Source organism: Pseudomonas sp. SWRI50, from assembly GCF_014269095.1.
In the GTDB taxonomy this organism is placed as follows: domain Bacteria; phylum Pseudomonadota; class Gammaproteobacteria; order Pseudomonadales; family Pseudomonadaceae; genus Aquipseudomonas; species Aquipseudomonas kermanshahensis.
The window spans coordinates 47,079-62,678 of sequence record NZ_JABWRW010000014.1; the positions used below are offsets into that span (position 1 = coordinate 47,079).

Consider the following 15,600-nt stretch of genomic DNA (forward strand, 5'->3'; position numbering starts at 1 on the left):
GCGCCGCCCCCGCGGCGCCCTCTATTGCCAATAAGGAACAGCATGAAAATCTCCGTCGCCCAGATTCACCCGGTGGCCGGCAACCCGGCGCGCACCCTTGAAAAAGTCGCCGAACTGGCGCGCCAGACCGCCGCCGAAGGTTCACGCCTGATCGCCTTCGCAGAATGCCTGATCACCGGTGGCGCCTTCGACAGCCGCGAAGACCTCGAACGCGGCGCCATCACCCTCGACGCCTTAGCGCCATTGCTGCAGGTATCGGCACAGAGCGGCATCCTGATCGTGGTCGGGTTTTACGAACGGCATGAGGCCTCGGTCTACAACACCGCCGCGCTGATCGGCCCGCAGGGCATCGTCGGCCTGCACCGTAAGCGCCATCTGCCATTCATGATCGGCGACCGCTTCACCGACCGCCCCAGCGAGTGGACACCGCCGGTATTCGACACCGAGATCGGCCGTATCGGCTTGGCCATCTGCTATGAAATCCGCTTCCCCGAGGTAGTGCGCACGCTGGCGCTTGAAGGCGCCGACATTGTCGTGCTGCCCGCCGCCTGGCCCGAGCAGGCGCGCATGCTGCCGGACATTTTCAGCACCGTCCGCGCGGCAGAGAACATGGTCTATTTCGTCGCCCCCAACCGCAACGACATGGATGAAGGCATGCAGTTCATCGGCACCAGCCACATCATCGAACCCTCCGGCAAGACCTTGGTACGCGCAGGGCTCGAAGACGGTGTGTACAGCGTCGAGATCGACCTGGCCAAGGCCCGCAACAAATCGCTGATCCGCGACCCTGGCGTGTTCGAAGTGCACCCGTTCCGCGACCGGCTGCCCGAAACCTACCGCATCTGATACCCGCCAAAGGCAGACCTCAAGCATGAACCCAAACACCCCACACGCATCGCTGAAGGCCCGCATGGCACGCGGTACCACCTTTGGCATGAACATCTACAGCACAGCCTGCATGGCCATCGAAGTGGCCGGCAACTGGGGGCTGGACTTTGTCTTCATCGACGCCGAGCACACTGCGTTGGGTGTCGACAGCCACATGGAAAAACTTTTGCTGGCCGCCAACAGCGCCGCCATCCCCGGCCTGGTGCGGGTGCGTGGCACGCTGGAGTGGGACATTCGCAAGGCGCTGGAAATGGGCGCGGCTGGCGTGATCGTGCCGCAGGTGCACACAGCGGCGCAGATGCGCGAGATCATCCGCTACAGCAAGTTCCCCCCGCTGGGGCGCCGCGGCGGTGACAGCTCGGTGCGCTCGGCAGGCTACGCCGGGCCTGGCTTCGACTGGGCCACGTATACCCAGGCAGAGAACACCCGCAGCGTGATCGTGCCGATGGCCGAGAGCTACGAGTTCTTTGACAACATCGATGAAATACTCGATGTGGAGGGGATCGACGCCGTGCATTTCGGCCCTGCCGACTACTCCCTGTCGCGACAATTGCCGGTCGACTATCGCCTCGGCAACCCGGAAGTGCTGCAACGTTTGCAGTTGCTGATCGAGAAATGCCACGCCCGCTCGATCCAGGTGATGGTGCCGTGCTTCCCCGCAGACCAGGCCACGGCGCAACGCTTGATCGAAATGGGCAGCGACATGCTGTTGATGGGCAGTGACCTGTCCTGGCTGAACCAGGCCGGGCAACAGATAGCGGCCGTGAAGCACGCATTGGCTTAAATGCCGGCCGGCCAGGGTGCATGTGCCCGGCCGGCCCTATTGCTGCCTTATAAAAGCGACTAACTAATCAACCAAGAAATTCTGTTTGACCAAGGTCGCGCGAATAATCGACACCAAGGTGTCGAGTTGCATATCCGGGCGTTCGGTCAAATACGACAGGCAGAACTTGGCTGGCGGAATCGGCGGATCGCACGGCAAGGTCTTCAACATATCGACGGCCAACATGTCGCGAATCAATGGCACCGGCAAAATACCAATGGCATGCCCCGCCGAGACCATCTTGGCAATAAAGGCCAGCGAATTGCTTGAATGAAAGGCATGGCTGACCGAGCCACTTTCTTTCAGCCAGCGGTCAACCACTGAATACAGTGTCGAGGGCGCACTGTGGGTCACGATCGAATATTGCCGGGCATGCTCCGCCAAAAAAGGCCCCTGGGCCACGTCCAGGTGCCGCGCGGCCACCCACTGGAAGGTCATCCAGCCGAGAAACACATCGGTCACATCCTCACGCGTGGCCGGGTTGGTCAGCAGCGCGATGTCGAGTTCATGATCGTTCAGCTTGCGGTTGAGCACGGCGCCGACGTCGATGGAAATCTCCAGGGTGATCTCCGGGAAGTGCGCCTTTATATCGCTGATCACCGCGGTCAGCCCAACCATGGCCGAGCACTCGTCCGCGCCCAGGCGCAAGCGCCGGTGCTTTTTTTGCTGCGCGGCAAATTGCTCGAGTTGCGTGCTGTTGTTAAGCACCAGTTCGGCATGGCGCAAGGCGGTATGGCCGTCTGCGGTGAGGCTCATGCGCTGCTTGCTGCGGTCGAACAACTTGACGCTGAGCAGCGATTCCATTTCCTTGATCCGCGCCGACACCGCAGGTTGGGTCAGGTGAAGATGGCGGGAGGCCGCGTGAACACCCCCAAGGCGGGCGGTCCAGTAGAACGCCTCGATCTGCATCAGCGTAATACGCATGATAAAAACTGCTCCGGTAACTGCTTACGGATTTTTATTATCGACCGTTCGGCGTGCTTGTTAGGATGACCGAAACCCTTCGAAAAAGCATCCGGCATAACAAGAACTTCCTATGTATATTATCGAAGCACTGCCCGCCCCGATCAGCGCCACCGAACTTAAAGTACTGATCAACGCCGAACCGGCAACGATCGGCCACTTCATTACCCACGGTATTGCCAACCCCCACATCAAGGCCCACTTTCAGAATGTGCGGACCGTCGGTACTGCGGTAACCGTGAGGATGCCCGGCAACGATGGCGGGATTTTGCACTACGCCATGGGCTGCGTGCGCCCAGGCGACTTCCTGGTGGTAGACCGCTGCGGCGAGCGCATAACCGCCACACTGGGCGGCGCCATGGCGTATGCCGCCAAGCAGGCTGGCGTGGCCGGGATCATCGTCGATGGCTATGTCACCGACCTGGGCGAAATCCGCGAGCATGGCGTGCCTGTGTGGTCCCGCGGCGCCAGCGCGATCACCACCCGCGTGATCGGCCAGGAGGGCGAGTTCTGCACGGCCATCCAATGTGGCGGGGTGATTGTCCACCCCGGCGATGCGGTGGTGGCCGACGAAAACGGCATGGTGTTTCTGCGCCCGGGCCAAGTCATCGAACTGGCTCAGCGTGCCATCGACTTCCAGCGCAACGAAAAGCACACACTGGCGCGGTTGGCCAAGGGTGAGAAGTTCCCTGATATCGTCGGCTCGCGGCCGACCATCGAGGCGGCGTCCCGCCCACGCTGACCCAACATCGCCTGAAGTAGCTCCCGAACAAGAACAAGAGGACTACCGTGAAGTTCAGCCCCCTACTCATCGCCCTGGCGCTCGGCGCGCTGCTCAGTAATTCGCCTGCGTTTGCGGACACGCCTGCGCCGCAACAAGCGACGCCTGTGATCCGCTTCAACGTGGTCGGCGGTGGCAGCCACAACTACACGTTCCGCGCGGTTGAACAGCCGTTCTGGAACCAGACGTTGCCAGCGCAATCGCAAGGCAAGGTCACCGCGCAGTTGCTGGGGTTGTCGGAGAGCGGCCTGAAAGGGCCGGAGATCATTCGTCTGATGCGTTTTGGCGCAGTCGATATCGGCATGGGCGTGTTCGCCTTCGTGGCCGGCGACGATGCCACCTTCGAGGGCGTGGACCTGCCCGGCCTGGCCGATACCATCGACACCGCCCACACCATCGCCGACGCCTACAAGCCGGTGCTGGAACAACGCATGGCCGAGCGCCACGGCATCAAGCTGCTGGCCACCGTGCCGTATACCGCGCAGGTGTTCTTCTGCCGCGACGCCGTGCACGCGCTGGCCGACCTGCAGGGCCGTAAAATCCGCACACGCGGGCGCAACATGGCCGAACTGGTCAAGGCTATCGGTGCCGCGCCGGTCACCCTGCCCTTTGCCGAAGTGGTGACCGCCATGCAGACCGGCGTCATCGACTGCGCCATCACCGGTATTGGCTCTGGCAATGCCGCCAAGTGGTACGACGTTGCAGGCTACCTCTACAACCTGCCCGTCGATTGGTCGATCGGCTTTTATGGCATCGGCCTGAAGCGCTGGCAGCAACTGCCGCCCGAGGTGCAGCAATTGCTGCAGGCGCAATCGCAGGTGCTGGAGGATGCCTTGTGGCGCGAGACCGCCAATGAAAACCGCTATGCCGAAGCCTGCAATGTCGGCAGCCCTGATTGCCAGATTCACCACCCCGCGCACATGACCGCCTCGGCCCCGACCGCCAGCGAAAAACAGGCGCTGCGCCAGGCTGCGCTGCACATCGCCAATGACTGGGGCAAACGCTGCGGCGGCCCTTGCGTGGCGCGCTGGAATGCCACCGTGGGCGATGCCATCGGCATGCGCCTCGCCCCATGAGCTACCTTGCCCCCGGAGACTACCGACATGCACACCGCCCGCTCAGGCATGGGTGTCATCAGCACCATTGCCAAAGCCAGCACCTGGGTCGGCGGCTTCGCCCTGCTCGCCTGTGCGTTGCTGATCAGCATCGACTTGATCTTGCGCAAGGCCCTGGGTGTTTCCCTGGGCGGCGCCGATGAAATGGCCGGGTACGTGCTGGCGATCACCAGTGCCTGGGCGTTTCCAGTCACGTTGCTGAAACGCGCGCACATACGCGTGGACATCCTCTACACGCGCCTAGGGCTGCGGCCCAGGGTGGCACTCGACCTGTTCGCCCTCACCTGCATGGCGCTGCTGGTCAGCACCTTGGCCTACCACGCAGGGAACGTGCTGTGGGACTCCATCGAATACCGTTCGGTATCGAACACGCCCTTGCAGGTACCACAATGGATACCCCAGTCGCTGTGGTTCGCCGGCTACCTGTTCTTTGCCCTGACCCTGGCGAGCCTGGCGATCATCTGCCTGGGCCACTTGCTGAAGGGCCGCTGGCACGCTATCAGCACACTGATAGGCATCAACTCGGTGGAAGAGGACATCCAGGCAGAACGTTACCCAGACAGCACCACGGGCAAGGAGCGCACGCCATGCTGAGCCTTACCCTGTTCATGCTGCTGGCGCTATTGGCGTTGAGCGTTGCCGCCGCCGTCAGTGTCGGCCTGCTGGGGATGTCGCTGTCGCAGCTGTTCTCGACGCTGCCGTTGAGTAGCGCCATGGGCGAGATCGCCTGGAATACCAGCAGCGAATTCCTGCTGGTGGCGATCCCTTTGTACATCCTGATGGGTGAGCTGCTGGTGTGTTCAGGCGTCGCCGGGCGCATGTACCAGGCCGTCGAGAAGTGGCTGTCGTGGTTGCCGGGTGGCCTGATGAATTCGAACATCGGCGCCAGCGCACTGTTCGCCACCACCAGTGGCTCCAGCGTAGCGACCGCCGCCACCATTTCGACCCTGGCCATCCCCGAGCAGGAACGCAAAGGCTACAACGCACCGCTGTTTCTCGGTTCGATTGCCGCCGGCGGCACGCTGGGCATCCTGATTCCGCCCTCGATCAACATGATCCTGTTTGCCTTGATCGCCAACGTGTCAGTGCCCAAGCTGTACCTGGCCGCGACGCTTCCCAGCATCATCCTGAGCATGCTGTTTATTGCACTGATCGTGGTGGCCTGCCTGATTCGCCCCCAGTTGGGCGGCCGCAAAGAGACTACCCGCTGGGCCGAGCGCCTGGCCTGCCTGCCTGACCTGCTGCCGCCGCTGGCCATCTTCGCCCTGGTGATTGGTTCGATCTACAGCGGCTTCGCCACGGCCAGCGAATCAGCCGCGCTGGGGGTGCTGAGTGCCTTTGGCCTGGGCCTGTGGCGCCGGGCATTCACCTGGCAAAGCCTGGGCCAGGCGTTCGAGGCTACCCTGCGCACCACCGGCATGATTATTTTCATCACCCTGTCGGCGTTCTTTCTCAACTTTGTGCTGGCGTCCATCGGACTGACCACCACACTGGTCAATTTTGTCACCGACCTGAACCTGTCGCCGATGGCCACACTGCTGGCGATCATCCTCTTCTACATCGTACTGGGCTGTTTCATGGACACATTGGCCATGCTGATCACCACCGCGCCACTGATCGTGCCGATTGTCGTCGCCTTGGGCTTCGATCCGCTGTGGTTTGGGGTGGTGTTGATCGTGTTGTGCGAGATGGGCCAGATTACGCCGCCGTTCGGCATGAACCTGTTTGTGGTGCAGAGCATCCGTGGGCGGGGCAACTTCATGGACGTGGTGTACGGCGCGCTGCCGTTTTGCCTGGCGTTGCTGGTGCTGATCGCGCTGTTGATCGCTTTCCCGCAACTGGCACTGTGGTTGCCGGCGGCTTTCTAGCAGGCAATAAAAAAGGGCGATCTGTGTAGATCGCCCTTTTTCGATTTGGTAGGCACAATTGGACTCGAACCAACGACCCCCACCATGTCAAGGTGGTGCTCTAACCAACTGAGCTATGTGCCTGTCGTGTGGTGCGCATATTAGACATCGAATACGCACCTGTAAAGCGTTTTTTTCAGAAAAATCAAAAACTTTCAGCTTTGCTGCGCTACCGGGTTTTGTAGGAGCAGCCTTGTGCTGCGAAAGGGCCCGAGTGGTCACCGCAGATCAATGTCAGCGGGATTGGCCTCTTCGCAGCACAAGGCTGCTCCTACAGTAAAACGCGTGCGCATTAAAAAAGGGTGACCCTTGCGGATCACCCCTTTTCGATTTGGTAGGCACAATTGGACTCGAACCAACGACCCCCACCATGTCAAGGTGGTGCTCTAACCAACTGAGCTATGTGCCTGTCGTGTGGTGCGCATTCTACGCAATCCAAAAACCCTGTCAACACTTTTTTTCGCGCTAACTCACTGAATCTTAACCTCTTTATAGAAAGGCTCCGGCGACAGCCGGGTAAAGGATTTTTAACGGACGACTAGCGGGTGTTTATTATTATTGATAGCATCGCTACATTCGTTAAAAATATAAAACACGAGGTTCCTCGAGCATGGCCAACACCCCCTACCCCCAGTCCTACTACGCCGCCTCGGCTAACCCGGTGCCGCCACGTCCGGCGCTGCAGGGTGAGGTGGAAACCGATGTGTGCATCATCGGCGCCGGCTACACCGGCCTGTCCAGCGCCCTGTTCCTGCTGGAAAACGGCTTCAAGGTCAGCATCGTCGAAGCGGCCAAGGTCGGCTTCGGCGCATCCGGCCGCAACGGTGGCCAGATCGTCAACAGCTATAGCCGTGACATCGACGTGATCGAACGCACCGTCGGCCCCAAGCAGGCACAATTGCTGGGCCAGATGGCGTTCGAAGGTGGCCGCATCATTCGTGAGCGCGTCGCCAAGTACAACATCCAGTGCGACCTTAAAGACGGTGGCGTATTCGCTGCCCTCACCTCCAAGCAGATGGGCCACCTGGAGTCGCAAAAGCGCCTGTGGGAACGTTTCGGCCACACTCAGCTGGAGCTGATGGACCAGAAGCGCATCCGTGAAGTCGTCGCCTGCGACAGCTACATCGGCGGCATGCTGGACATGAGCGGCGGCCACATCCACCCGCTGAACCTGGCCCTGGGCGAAGCTGCCGCGGTCGAATCGCTGGGCGGCATCATTTATGAGCAGACCCCGGCCGTTCGCATCGAGCGTGGCGCCAACCCGGTCGTTCATACCCCACAGGGTAAAGTGCGCGCCAAGTTCATCATCGTCGCCGGTAACGCCTACCTGGGCAACCTGGTGCCAGAGCTGGCCTCCAAGTCCATGCCGTGCGGTACTCAGGTGATCACCACCGAGCCCTTGGACGCGGACCTGGCACGTACCCTGCTGCCGCAGGACTACTGTGTCGAAGACTGCAACTACCTGCTCGACTACTACCGCCTGACCAGCGACAAGCGCCTGATCTTCGGTGGTGGCGTGGTCTACGGCGCACGCGACCCGGCGAACATCGAGGCGATCATCCGTCCGAAGATGCTCAAGGCCTTCCCGCAGCTGCAGAACGTGAAGATCGACTACGCCTGGACCGGCAACTTCCTGCTGACCCTGTCGCGCCTGCCTCAGGTCGGCCGCATTGGCGACAACATCTATTACTCCCAGGGCTGCTCGGGCCACGGTGTGACCTACACGCACCTGGCAGGCAAGGTGCTGGCCGAAGCGCTGCGTGGTCAGGCCGAACGTTTCGACGCGTTCGCCGGCCTGCCGCACTACCCGTTCCCGGGTGGCCAGATGCTGCGTGTACCGTTCAGCGCCATTGGTGCCTGGTACTACAGCCTGCGCGACCGCCTGGGCTTCTGATACCTCTGTAACATCGCACCGGCCTCTTTGCGGGTAAGCCCGCGAAGCGGCCGGTGCGCGGCTTACCGCCCCAGGCTGTTCACCGCCTGTTTGGCGGCGACTTCCTGCCCTGCGCGGGCAAGCTCGTCGGCAGCCTGCAACCAGCGTTGCCGGTCTACCTGGGCGGGCAGTTGCCGCGGCGGTTGCAGCAGCACCGCCCAACTCCCCTGCTTGGCCCAGGCCGAGGCAAAGTCATCAAAGGCCATCAGTTGCCGACGGTGCATGCCTGAGCGCAACAGTACGCGTTGCTTGTAGCGGTCATAACCGATCAGCACGGCGTAGCGTGGCTCGCTCCACCAGGCCGAACCCTCCTCATAACGCAACAACACCGGGTTGCCCGCCGCCACTTGTGTGAGCAAGGCGTCCAGTTGCTTGTCCAGCGTATACACCACCATGCCGTAGTCGCGTGCGACGCGGGGGATACTGGTATCCAGGGTCTCGGCGCCTTGGGGCAGGTTCAAAGGTTTGTCCAGCAGCCCGGGGGTGATCGGCGCGCCCTGTTGCGAAAGCAGCGCCGCCAAGGCCATGGCGCCGCTGTGGTTGGCGTTACCCCGGTAGAACGGCACGCTGCTGATTTCAACCCGCTGCGGAAGGCCTTTGAGGCTGGCGGGCGGTGCGCTGGCGCAACCGGCCAGGCTGACTGCCACCAGACCAGCCAGCAGCAACCGGCGTGGGGCTGAAGCCAGCGATTTGAAGGAAACTTGCTCCATGGGCACTCGCTTGTTCCGATGCCAAGCAGGCAGCGCCCGGCTCTGGGCACCGATCATAGGGCCCACAGGTGCGCGGGTATAGTCCGACAGCGGCTTGTAGCGAATCGGCCTCAGCAATAGACCTAAGGTCAATGGAACGTCACAAGGGGCAGGCTAGACTAATGAAGTGTCTGTAAGGCGAGTTCTGGCTGACAGCGCTGGCCCGAGAGAAGGAGGCACACATGAGCCTGACCCTGGCAATCCTCATGCTGGTAGGTATGTGGCTAAGCGTCGCAGCCGCCATGCTGTGGGGTGTACTGCGTATCGTACGGCGTCATTCCCATCATCACCTGCCACCGCAGGGTGTGGCCGAACCTCAGGCTGTGCGCGGGGCGCGGCGGCAGGTAGAGGCACATTAATCGCACGTATTTGATGAATACCTGTGGGAGCGGGCTTGACCCGCGAATGGGGCCATGCGGTGGTTGGCACCGGCTTCGCCGGTGTTCGCGGGGCAAGCCCGCTCCCACATGGCCCCGCTTTTTCTAGATCAACCCTCAGCCGCTTCGCGCTTCATCCGCGCCCGGCGAGCCATGATGTTGAGGATCTCGATCAAGGTCGAGAACGCCATCGCCGCATACACATACCCTTTCGGCACGTGAGCGCCCATGCCTTCGGCGATCAGGGTCATGCCGATCATGATCAGGAAGCCCAGGGCTAGCATCACCACGGTCGGGTTGTCATTGATGAACTTGGCCAGCGGGTCGGCCGCCACCAACATCACGATCACAGCAGCGATCACGGCAATGATCATGATCGGCAGGTGTTCGGTCATGCCCACGGCGGTGATGATGCTGTCGATCGAGAAGACGATATCCAGCAACAGGATCTGGCCAATGGCCGCAGCGAAGCCCAAGGTGATGGTGGAGCCGGCCTTGGATTCTTCCTTGGCACCGTGCGGGTCGACGTTTTCGTGAATTTCCTTGGTCGCCTTCCACAGCAGGAACAGGCCACCGGCGATCAGGATCATGTCCTTCCACGAGAAGCTATGGCCGAACACATCGACCACCGGCTCGGTCAGTTGGACGATCCAGGCCACGGTGCTGAGCAGCGCCAGGCGCATGACCAAGGCCATGCTGATACCAATGCGCCGCGCCTTGGAGCGGTACTCCAGGGGCAGCTTGTTGGTGAGGATGGAGATGAAGATCAGGTTGTCGATGCCGAGCACGATCTCCATGGCCACCAGCGTGGCGAGGGCGACCCAGGCGGTCGGGCTTGCGGCGAGTTCCAGCAAATATTCCATTTAATCAATCCTGCATCGGGTCTTGGGGTCAGATGTCCTGGGTCTTTTCTTGCTTTTCAACGTCTTTTGGCGCCTGGCCTTCGCTGCCGATGGCATCGCTCAGGGCCTGCTGCGCCGCTTCGTTGGTCTTGTCGATGGCCTGCTTGGCCGACTGGGCGGCCTGGTCGAGCATCTGCTGGGCGGATTTCTCGGCCTGATCGCAGCCGGCCAGGGTGAACAGGGCCAGGGCCAACACCAAAGGCGTGCCAATGGATTTAAGCTGCAACATGGGTTCCTCGCTTGTCGATATTCCGGCGGCGCACGCAGCGCCTGATGGAGTCGCATTCTAAAGAGGCTAATACATCAGGAAAATTCGTATTTTCAGCGGTTATACTTCGGTTTTTACGAATCGAGAAAAAACCGATGCTCAACTACCGCCAGTTGCACTACTTCTGGGCCGTGGCCAAGACCGGCAGCATTGCGCGGGCCAGTGAGCAATTGAACCTGACCCCCCAGACCATCAGCGGGCAGATCAGCCTGTTCGAGCAGACCTATGGCTTGGAGCTGTTTCAACGGGTCGGGCGGCAACTGGAGCTGACCGAAACCGGCCGCCAGACGCTGGTATATGCCGAGCAGATGTTCCAGATCGGCGGCGAGCTTGAAGCGCTACTGCGTGCCGGCCCACAGGAACAGATCCTGTTCCGTGTGGGCGTGGCCGACGTGGTCCCCAAATCCATCGTCTATCGCCTGCTGGCGCCGACCATGGAGCTGGACGAGGTGCTGCGCATCAACTGCCGCGAAGATAAGCTGGAGCGGCTGCTGGCAGACTTGGCGATCCAACGCCTGGACTTGGTTATCTCCGACAGCCCGATGCCCAGCCACCTGGACATCAAGGGCTACAGCCAGAAGCTGGGCGAGTGCGGCCTGAGTTTCTTCGCCACCCAGGCCTTGGCACAACGCCATGCCGGCCCCTTCCCGGCCTGCCTGCAAGATGCGCCGCTGTTGATTCCAGGCCAGGAAACCGTGGTGCGCAGCCGCTTGCTGCGTTGGCTGGGCGAGCAACAGGTGCAGCCGCGCATCGTTGGCGAGTTCGACGACAGCGCCTTGATGCAGGCATTCGGGCAATCGGGCAGCGGCATTTTCGTCGCGCCCAGCGTCATCGCCGAGGAGGTGTGCCGCCAGTATGGCGTGCAGTTGATCGGGCAGACCGAGGCGGTGCATGAGTCGTTCTACGCCATCTCGGTGGAGCGCAAGGTCAAGCACCCGGGCATCGTGGCCATTACCGAGGGGGCACGGCGGGAGCTGTTTCACTGGTAATTTTTCCCACTTCATTGCCGGCAAGCCCTACAGCGGTCTGTGGTAAAGTCCCGCCCTTTCAAAAACCGAGACTGCGCTGCACATGACCCCTGTCTTCCGCCTCCTCAACCGCACCAGCCTGGTGACGCAGATCGTCATCGGCCTGCTCGCGGGCATCGCCCTGGCACTGCTGGCGCCCGACGTCGCCCGCAACCTGGCCTTCCTCGGCAAGGTGTTCGTCAGCGCCCTCAAAGCCGTGGCGCCGATCCTGGTGTTCATCCTGGTCATGGCCTCGATCGCCAACCACCGCCATGGCCAGGAAACCCACATCCGCCCGATCCTGTGGCTGTACCTGCTGGGTACCTTTGCCGCAGCCGTGGTGGCCGTGGTCGCCAGCATGCTGTTCCCATCGCACCTGGCACTGAGCGCCGGCGACGCCGCCCTGAGTGCGCCGGGCGGCATCACGGAAGTGCTGCAGAACCTGCTGCTGAGCGCCGTCGACAACCCGGTCAACGCCTTGCTCAATGCTAACTTCATCGGCGTACTGACCTGGGCGATCGGCCTGGGCGTGGCCCTGCGCCATGCAGGCGAAACCACCCGCACTGTGGTCGAGGACCTGTCCAACGGCGTGACCCTGATCGTGCGCGTGGTCATCCGCTTCGCCCCGCTGGGCATCTTCGGCCTGGTCAGCGCGACCCTGGCCCAGTCAGGCTTGAACGCCCTGCTCGGCTACTTGCACCTGCTGGCCGTGCTGATTGGCTGCATGCTGTTCGTAGCCCTGGTGATGAACCCGCTGATCGTGTTCTGGAAGATTCGCCGCAACCCGTACCCACTGACGTTGTTGTGCCTGCGTGAAAGCGGTATCACGGCGTTCTTCACCCGCAGCTCGGCCGCCAACATTCCGGTCAACCTCGCGCTGTCGGAGCGCCTTGGCCTGCATGAAGACACCTATTCGGTGTCGATCCCCCTGGGCGCGACCATCAACATGGCCGGCGCCGCGATCACCATCACCGTGCTGACCCTGGCGGCCGTGCACACCCTGGGTATCCCGGTCGACTTGCCGACTGCGGTGTTGCTGAGTGTGGTGGCAGCGGTCTGCGCGTGCGGCGCTTCGGGCGTGGCGGGTGGTTCGCTGTTGTTGATCCCGCTGGCTTGCAGCCTGTTTGGCATCCCCAGCGAGATCGCCATGCAGGTGGTTGCCGTGGGCTTCATCATTGGCGTGCTGCAGGATTCGGCCGAGACTGCGCTGAATTCTTCGACCGATGTGCTGTTCACGGCAGCGGCGTGCCAGGCTGAAGAGCGACGCGGGGCTTAAGCGTGTTGGGGCCGCTTTGCGGCCCTTTCCGACCAGCCCGGAGCCCCGGCAAGGCCGTTCAACAAGCGCTGCCAATTGCCTAATGCAGCGGCTTTACCTACGCTAGTGGCCTTTTCCTCGCAATGAGACTGGGCCATGTCAGAACACGAAACCGCAGGTGAAGGCCGTTTCAACAGCACCGAGATTCGCATTCTCGGCTCGCTGATCGAAAAACAGGCCACCAGCCCGGAAAGCTACCCACTGACTCTCAATGCCCTGGTCCTGGCCTGTAACCAGAAGACCAGCCGCGAGCCGGTGATGAACCTCACCCAAGGCCAGGTCGGCCAGGCCTTGCGCGCACTCGAAGGCCAGGGCATGACACGCTTGCAGATGGGCAGCCGCGCCGACCGCTGGGAGCAGCGCGTGGACAAGGCCCTGGAATTGGTGCCGGCGCAGCTGGTGCTGATGGGCCTGATGTTCCTGCGGGGGCCGCAAACCCTCAACGAGCTGCTCAGCCGCAGCAACCGCCTGCACGACTTCGACGACACTGAACAAATCCAGCACCAGCTGGAGCGCCTGATTTCACGGGATTTGGCTTTGCACCTGCCGCGCCAGGCAGGCCAACGCGAAGACCGCTATACCCATGCGCTGGGTGACCCGGCAGAAATCGAGGCGATTTTGGCCGCGCGCCAGCAGGAGGGGGGCGCCCGCAGCAGTGGCGGTAATGTTTCGGAGGAGCGCATAGAGGCCTTGGAAGCCCGGATTGCAGCGCTGGAGGCGCGCCTGGCCGAGCTCGAAGGCTGAGCCCTTCAGTGCTCGGGGTCGGGGAAGTTGCGGCAGCTTTTGCGCTCGGCCAGTTCTTTATCGCTGGGGCGCTGGTCGACGAACACAGTGCGGCCGTCGGCGTAGATTTCCAGATAGCCCCAGTGCAGGTCCTGCTCCTTTTGCCCGGGCTTGGGTGGCACTAGCCACCAGGGTTCGCGGCTGATCAGGGTCATGGGTGAGATTCCTGAGGGTGTCTGGGGTAATCATAGACACCCTCAGGCTTGCGCTTGGCTTACGCCGGCGCCGAGGTGCGGATCAGGTGATCGAAGGCTGCCAGCGAAGCCTTGGCGCCCTCGCCTACTGCGATGACGATCTGCTTGTACGGCACTGTGGTCACGTCACCGGCGGCAAACACGCCTGGGATGTTGGTCGCGCCCTTGGCATCGACAATGATCTCGCCACGCGGCGACAGCTCGACCGTACCTTTCAGCCAGTCAGTGTTCGGCAGCAGACCGATCTGTACGAAGATGCCCTCCAGCGCCAGGTCATGCAGCTCATCGGTGGTGCGATCCTTGTAGCGCAAACCGGACACTTTCTCACCATTGCCCAGCACTTCGGTGGTCAGCGCGCTGGTGATCACCTTGACGTTCGGCAAGCTGTGCAGCTTGCGTTGCAACACGGCGTCAGCACGCAGTTGGCTGTCGAACTCGATCAGCGTCACCTGGGCGACAATGCCGGCCAGGTCGATGGCCGCTTCCACACCAGAGTTGCCGCCGCCGATCACCGCCACGCGCTTGCCCTTGAATAGCGGGCCGTCACAGTGCGGGCAGTAGGCCACGCCGCGACCGCGGTATTCCTGTTCACCCGGCACGTTCATTTCGCGCCAGCGGGCACCGGTGGCCAAGATCACGGTCTTGGCCTTGAGCGAGGCACCACTGGCCAGGCGTACTTCGTGCAGGCCGCCGTCGGTGGCAGGGATCAACGCCTCGCCGCGCTGCAGGTTCATGATGTCGACGTCGTACTGCTTGACGTGTTCTTCCAGCGCGGTGGCCAGCTTCGGCCCTTCGGTTTCCTGCACTGAAATGAAGTTTTCGATGGCCAGGGTGTCGAGCACCTGCCCACCAAAGCGCTCGGCGGCAACACCGGTGCGGATGCCTTTACGCGCGGCATAGATCGCCGCCGCGGCGCCGGCTGGGCCACCACCGACCACCAATACGTCGAATGCGTCCTTGGCGTTGATCTTCTCGGCCTGGCGGGTGCCGGCGCTGGTGTCGATCTTGCCCAGAATCTCTTCCAGGCCCATGCGGCCCTGGCCAAACACCTCGCCGTTCAGGTAAACGCTCGGCACCGCCATGATCTTGCGCGCTTCGACTTCGTCCTGGAACAGCGCGCCGTCGATGGCCACATGGCGCACGTTGTGGTTGAGCACCGCCATCAGGTTCAGCGCCTGGACCACGTCCGGGCAGTTCTGGCACGACAGCGAGAAGTAGGTTTCGAAGGTGAATTCGCCTTCCAGCCCTTGGATCTGCTCGATCACGTCGGCGCTGGCCTTGGACGGGTGGCCGCCGACTTGCAGCAGCGCCAGCACCAGGGAGGTGAATTCGTGGCCCATGGGGATGCCGGCGAAACGCAGGCTGATTTCAGCCCCCGGGCGGTTGAGCGAGAACGAAGGACGACGAGCGTCGCTTCCGTCCGCGCGCAGGGTAATCAGGTTCGACAGGCTGGCGATTTCCACCAGCAGGTCGTGCAATTCCCGGGACTTCGCGCCGTCGTCGAGGGAGGCAACGATCTCGATCGGCTGGGTGACCCGCTCCAGGTAGGTTTTCAGTTGCGATTTAAGCGTGGCGTCCAACATACGGGCGATTCC

17 protein-coding genes and 2 tRNA genes are annotated in these 15,600 nt (G+C 62.1%); 11 read left to right on the forward strand and 8 right to left on the reverse strand.

Features of this window, described 5'->3' with window-relative positions:
• The first annotated feature begins 42 nt into the window (after positions 1–42).
• Positions 43–846, forward strand: a complete 804-nt coding sequence (locus HU750_RS15990; RefSeq protein ID WP_099428864.1) for a carbon-nitrogen hydrolase family protein — start codon at positions 43–45, stop codon at positions 844–846.
• A 25-nt stretch (positions 847–871) separates the two neighbouring features.
• Positions 872–1,672: an HpcH/HpaI aldolase family protein gene (locus HU750_RS15995; RefSeq protein WP_186681125.1), complete on the forward strand. Its 801-nt coding sequence runs from the start codon at positions 872–874 to the stop codon at positions 1,670–1,672.
• A gap of 63 nt (positions 1,673–1,735) precedes the next feature.
• On the opposite strand, the gene HU750_RS16000 is transcribed toward HU750_RS15995, so the two are convergent.
• Entirely contained in the window at positions 1,736–2,635 is a 900-nt protein-coding gene (locus HU750_RS16000) for a LysR family transcriptional regulator (RefSeq protein ID WP_027596101.1), read from the reverse strand.
• Between the two features lie 112 nt (positions 2,636–2,747).
• Between HU750_RS16000 and HU750_RS16005 the strand changes: the two genes are divergently transcribed.
• The 4 genes from HU750_RS16005 to HU750_RS16020 are packed head-to-tail and all read left to right on the forward strand — an operon-like array spanning position 2,748 to position 6,438.
• Positions 2,748–3,416: an RraA family protein gene (locus HU750_RS16005; RefSeq protein WP_186681127.1), complete on the forward strand. Its 669-nt coding sequence runs from the start codon at positions 2,748–2,750 to the stop codon at positions 3,414–3,416.
• A 47-nt stretch (positions 3,417–3,463) separates the two neighbouring features.
• Positions 3,464–4,531: a TRAP transporter substrate-binding protein gene (locus HU750_RS16010; protein WP_346010851.1), complete on the forward strand. Its 1,068-nt coding sequence runs from the start codon at positions 3,464–3,466 to the stop codon at positions 4,529–4,531.
• A 27-nt stretch (positions 4,532–4,558) separates the two neighbouring features.
• On the forward strand, positions 4,559–5,164 hold the full coding sequence (locus tag HU750_RS16015) for a TRAP transporter small permease subunit (RefSeq protein ID WP_186681129.1): 606 nt from the start codon (positions 4,559–4,561) through the stop codon (positions 5,162–5,164).
• Positions 5,158–6,438, forward strand: a complete 1,281-nt coding sequence (locus HU750_RS16020; RefSeq protein ID WP_027596097.1) for a TRAP transporter large permease — start codon at positions 5,158–5,160, stop codon at positions 6,436–6,438. The genes HU750_RS16015 and HU750_RS16020 overlap by 7 nt, the downstream gene beginning before the upstream one ends.
• Before the next feature lie 46 nt (positions 6,439–6,484).
• On the opposite strand, the gene HU750_RS16025 is transcribed toward HU750_RS16020, so the two are convergent.
• A tRNA-Val gene (locus HU750_RS16025) sits at positions 6,485–6,561 on the reverse strand.
• Between the two features lie 248 nt (positions 6,562–6,809).
• Positions 6,810–6,886, reverse strand: a tRNA-Val gene (locus tag HU750_RS16030).
• Positions 6,887–7,087: 201 nt separating this feature from the next.
• Here HU750_RS16030 and HU750_RS16035 point away from each other — a divergent pair.
• Positions 7,088–8,371 carry an NAD(P)/FAD-dependent oxidoreductase gene (locus HU750_RS16035; protein WP_099428860.1) on the forward strand — a complete coding sequence of 428 codons (1,284 nt, stop codon included), beginning with the start codon at positions 7,088–7,090 and terminating at the stop codon, positions 8,369–8,371.
• 62 nt (positions 8,372–8,433) lie between these two features.
• On the opposite strand, the gene HU750_RS16040 is transcribed toward HU750_RS16035, so the two are convergent.
• On the reverse strand, positions 8,434–9,177 hold the full coding sequence (locus HU750_RS16040) for a peptidase C39 family protein (RefSeq protein WP_186681131.1): 744 nt from the start codon (positions 9,175–9,177) through the stop codon (positions 8,434–8,436).
• Positions 9,178–9,341: 164 nt separating this feature from the next.
• Here HU750_RS16040 and HU750_RS16045 point away from each other — a divergent pair, with 164 nt between their 5' ends.
• The gene (locus tag HU750_RS16045) at positions 9,342–9,518 is read left to right on the forward strand and encodes a hypothetical protein (RefSeq protein WP_177323871.1); all 177 of its coding nucleotides are present in this window, start codon (positions 9,342–9,344) and stop codon (positions 9,516–9,518) included.
• Positions 9,519–9,646: 128 nt separating this feature from the next.
• On the opposite strand, the gene HU750_RS16050 is transcribed toward HU750_RS16045, so the two are convergent.
• Positions 9,647–10,399, reverse strand: a complete 753-nt coding sequence (locus HU750_RS16050; protein WP_027592662.1) for a TerC family protein — start codon at positions 10,397–10,399, stop codon at positions 9,647–9,649.
• Positions 10,400–10,427: 28 nt separating this feature from the next.
• Positions 10,428–10,667, reverse strand: a complete 240-nt coding sequence (locus HU750_RS16055; RefSeq protein ID WP_099454668.1) for a hypothetical protein — start codon at positions 10,665–10,667, stop codon at positions 10,428–10,430.
• A gap of 134 nt (positions 10,668–10,801) precedes the next feature.
• Here HU750_RS16055 and nhaR point away from each other — a divergent pair, with 134 nt between their 5' ends.
• The 3 genes from nhaR (at position 10,802) to HU750_RS16070 (ending at position 13,772) form a co-directional block, all read left to right on the forward strand.
• Positions 10,802–11,695: a transcriptional activator NhaR gene (nhaR, locus tag HU750_RS16060; RefSeq protein WP_085273080.1), complete on the forward strand. Its 894-nt coding sequence runs from the start codon at positions 10,802–10,804 to the stop codon at positions 11,693–11,695.
• Between the two features lie 82 nt (positions 11,696–11,777).
• The gene (sstT, locus tag HU750_RS16065) at positions 11,778–12,989 is read left to right on the forward strand and encodes a serine/threonine transporter SstT (RefSeq protein WP_027592665.1); all 1,212 of its coding nucleotides are present in this window, start codon (positions 11,778–11,780) and stop codon (positions 12,987–12,989) included.
• Positions 12,990–13,124: 135 nt separating this feature from the next.
• Complete coding sequence (locus HU750_RS16070; RefSeq protein ID WP_027592666.1) at positions 13,125–13,772, forward strand: YceH family protein; 648 nt, start codon at positions 13,125–13,127, stop codon at positions 13,770–13,772.
• A gap of 5 nt (positions 13,773–13,777) precedes the next feature.
• On the opposite strand, the gene HU750_RS16075 is transcribed toward HU750_RS16070, so the two are convergent.
• Both HU750_RS16075 and ahpF read right to left on the reverse strand, forming a co-directional pair.
• Positions 13,778–13,966, reverse strand: coding sequence for a hypothetical protein (locus tag HU750_RS16075; protein WP_027592667.1), 189 nt, complete (start codon positions 13,964–13,966; stop codon positions 13,778–13,780).
• A 59-nt stretch (positions 13,967–14,025) separates the two neighbouring features.
• Positions 14,026–15,588 carry an alkyl hydroperoxide reductase subunit F gene (gene ahpF / locus HU750_RS16080; protein ID WP_186681133.1) on the reverse strand — a complete coding sequence of 521 codons (1,563 nt, stop codon included), beginning with the start codon at positions 15,586–15,588 and terminating at the stop codon, positions 14,026–14,028.
• Positions 15,589–15,600 lie beyond the last annotated feature (12 nt).